The sequence below is a fragment of the Skermanella sp. genome (assembly GCF_059503625.1).
In genome coordinates, this window is record NZ_JCACHA010000650.1 from 11092 (window position 1) to 14003 (window position 2912).

3 protein-coding genes are annotated in these 2912 nt (G+C 70.3%); all 3 read left to right on the forward strand.

Annotation, left to right across the window (positions count from 1 at the left end):
- The coding region (locus tag AC5JJ6_RS20000) for a carboxyl transferase domain-containing protein (protein WP_496043741.1) at positions 1-209 on the forward strand (209 nt) is incomplete at its 5' end.
- 29 nt (positions 210-238) lie between these two features.
- Positions 239-1030 (forward strand): enoyl-CoA hydratase/isomerase family protein, encoded by a 792-nt coding sequence (locus AC5JJ6_RS20005; RefSeq protein WP_496043742.1) that lies wholly within the window; start codon positions 239-241, stop codon positions 1028-1030.
- Positions 1031-1034: 4 nt separating this feature from the next.
- Positions 1035-2912, forward strand: a 1878-nt coding sequence (locus AC5JJ6_RS20010; protein ID WP_496043743.1) for an acetyl/propionyl/methylcrotonyl-CoA carboxylase subunit alpha, incomplete at its 3' end; no start/stop codon positions are given.

Genomic DNA, 2912 nt, shown 5'->3' on the forward strand with positions numbered 1-2912 from the left:
AGAGCTGGAGCGCCGAGGACGAGGAAGCCTTCAAGGCTCCGATCCGCGACCAGTACGAGCACCAGGGCCATCCCTATTACGCCAGCGCCCGGCTGTGGGACGACGGCATCATCGACCCGGCCGACACCCGCATGACGCTGGGCCTCGGCATCTCCGCCGCCCTCAACGCCCCGATCCCGCCGCCGAAGTTCGGCGTGTTCCGGATGTGATGGGGATGGCGCAGGGAGGGGAAAGCAAGATGGACGACAACCACGTTCTGACCGAGATCCGCGAGGATGGCGTAGCCTTCGTCACCCTGAACCGGGCGGAGGTCCACAACGCCTTCAACGACGCGATGATCGCGGACCTGACCGGCGTCCTGCGCCGGCTGGGCGACGACGGTGCCGTGCGGGCGGTCGTGCTGAGGGCGGAGGGCAAGAACTTTTCGGCCGGGGCCGATCTGGGCTGGATGCAGCGGATGGCGGGTTACGGCCATGCCGAGAACCTGGCCGATGCCGGAGCCCTGGCGGAGCTGATGCGGGTGCTGAACTTCCTGCCCAAGCCGACGGTGGCGCGGGTCCAGGGGCCGGCGTTCGGCGGCGGGGTCGGGCTGGTCGCCTGCTGCGACATCGCGATTGCGTCCGATGCCGCGTCGTTCAGCCTGTCGGAAGTACGGCTGGGGCTGATCCCCGCCGTGATCTCCCCCTATGTCGTGGCCGCCATCGGCGAGCGGGCGTCCCGGCGCTATTTCCTGACGGCGGAACGGTTCGACGCGGCGGAGGCCCTGCGGCTGGGGCTGGTGCACCGGGTCGTGCCGGCGGGCGAGCTGGACGCCGGTGTCGATGCGGTCCTTGAGCGGCTGGCCGACGGCGGCCCCGCCGCGCAGCGCGCCGCCAAGGACCTGATCTTCGCGGTCGCCCACCGGCCGGTCGACGCCGGCCTGATCCGGGACACCGCCGAACGGATCGCCACCATCCGCGCCTCCGCCGAAGGGCGGGAAGGGTTGGCGGGATTCCTTGAAAAGCGCAAGCCGGCCTGGACGGCGAGGTAGACCCATGTTCTCCAAGATCCTGATCGCCAACCGGGGCGAAATCGCCTGCCGGGTCATCCGCACGGCCCGGCTGCTCGGCATCCGCACGGTGGCGGTCTATTCCGACGCCGACGCCAAGGCGCTGCATGTCGAGATGGCCGACGAGGCCGTCCACATCGGCCCGGCGCCCGCCCGCGACAGCTATTTGCGGGCGGACGCCATCCTGGAGGCAGCCCGGACGACCGGAGCCGAGGCGATCCATCCCGGCTACGGCTTCCTGTCGGAGAACGCCGGCTTCGCCGAGGCTTGCGCCGAGGCGGGAGTCGTTTTCATCGGACCGCCGGCGTCGGCGATCCGCGCCATGGGCGGCAAGTCGGAGGCCAAGGCGTTGATGGAGACGGCGGGCGTGCCGCTGGTGCCCGGCTACCATGGCGAGGACCAGTCGCCGGAGCTTCTGCGCGCCGAGGCGAAGCGCATCGGCTTTCCCGTGCTGATCAAGGCGTCGGCCGGCGGCGGCGGCAAGGGTATGCGGGTGGTGACCAGCGCCGAGGAGTTCGACGACCAGTTGAACGGCGCCAAGCGGGAGGCGATCAACTCGTTCGGCGACGACCGCGTGCTGATCGAGCGCTACGTCACCCGGCCGCGCCACGTCGAGATCCAGGTCTTCGCCGATAGCCAAGGCAATTGCGTCTACCTGTTCGAGCGCGACTGCTCGATCCAGCGTCGCCACCAGAAGGTGGTGGAGGAAGCGCCTGCCCCCAACCTCGACCCCGATACCCGGCGGCGGATGGGCGAGGCGGCGGTGGCCGCCGCCAAGGCGATCGGCTATGTCGGGGCGGGAACGGTGGAGTTCCTGCTGGACGAGGACGGCTCGTTCTTCTTCATGGAGATGAACACCCGGCTCCAGGTCGAGCATCCGGTGACCGAGTACATCACCTGCCAGGACCTTGTGGAGTGGCAGCTTCGGGTGGCGTCCGGCCAGCCGCTGCCGAGGAGCCAGGACGAACTTTCCATCCAGGGGCATGCGATCGAGGTCCGGCTTTATGCCGAGGACCCGCAGAAGGGCTTCCTGCCGCAGACCGGGCGGCTGGACCATCTGGTGTTTCCGAAAGAAACCTTCCATGTCCGCGTCGATACCGGCGTGCGGGCGGGGGACGCGATCTCGATCCACTACGACCCGATGATCGCCAAGCTGATCGTCTGGGCCGACGACCGCGCCTCGGCGGTGCGGCGGCTGCGGACGGCGCTGGAGGCCACGCAGGTCGTCGGGCTGGGGGCGAATACCGAATTCCTGCTGGCCATCGCCTCGCATCCGGCGTTCCTGGCGGCGGATCTGGATACCCGCTTCATCGAGCGGCATCAGGCCGACCTGCTTCCGGAGCCTGCCCCTGCCGGCGGCGACGTGCTGGCCTTCGCCGCACTGGGAGTCCTGCTGGACCGGCGCGCCAAGGCGCAGGCGCGGGCGGCAGAGTCGGGCGATCCGTACAGCCCCTGGGCCGGCAACGACGGCTGGCGGCTGAATGACGACGCCCACGACACGCTGACGCTGCGCGACGGCGGGACGGACCGGGCGGTGAACCTGATCTACCGGCGCGGCGGCTACCGGCTGGAGCTGCCGGGCGGCGCCGTCGAGGCTTCGGGGCAGTTGGATGGTGACGGCAACCTTGCGGCCGATCTCGGCGGTCGGCGCGTCCGCGCCACCATCGTCCGGCGCGGCGCCGACGTCACCGTGTTCCACCAGGGCAGCAGCCATCGTCTGACCCTGATCGAGCCGCTGGCCGGTGCCGGGGACGCCGAGGCTCCGGGAGGGAAGCTGATCGCGCCGATGCCGGGCCGCATCATCGCGGTGCTGGCCGAGGCCGGCGCCGAGGTGGCCAAGGGCCAGCCGTTGATCGTGATGGAG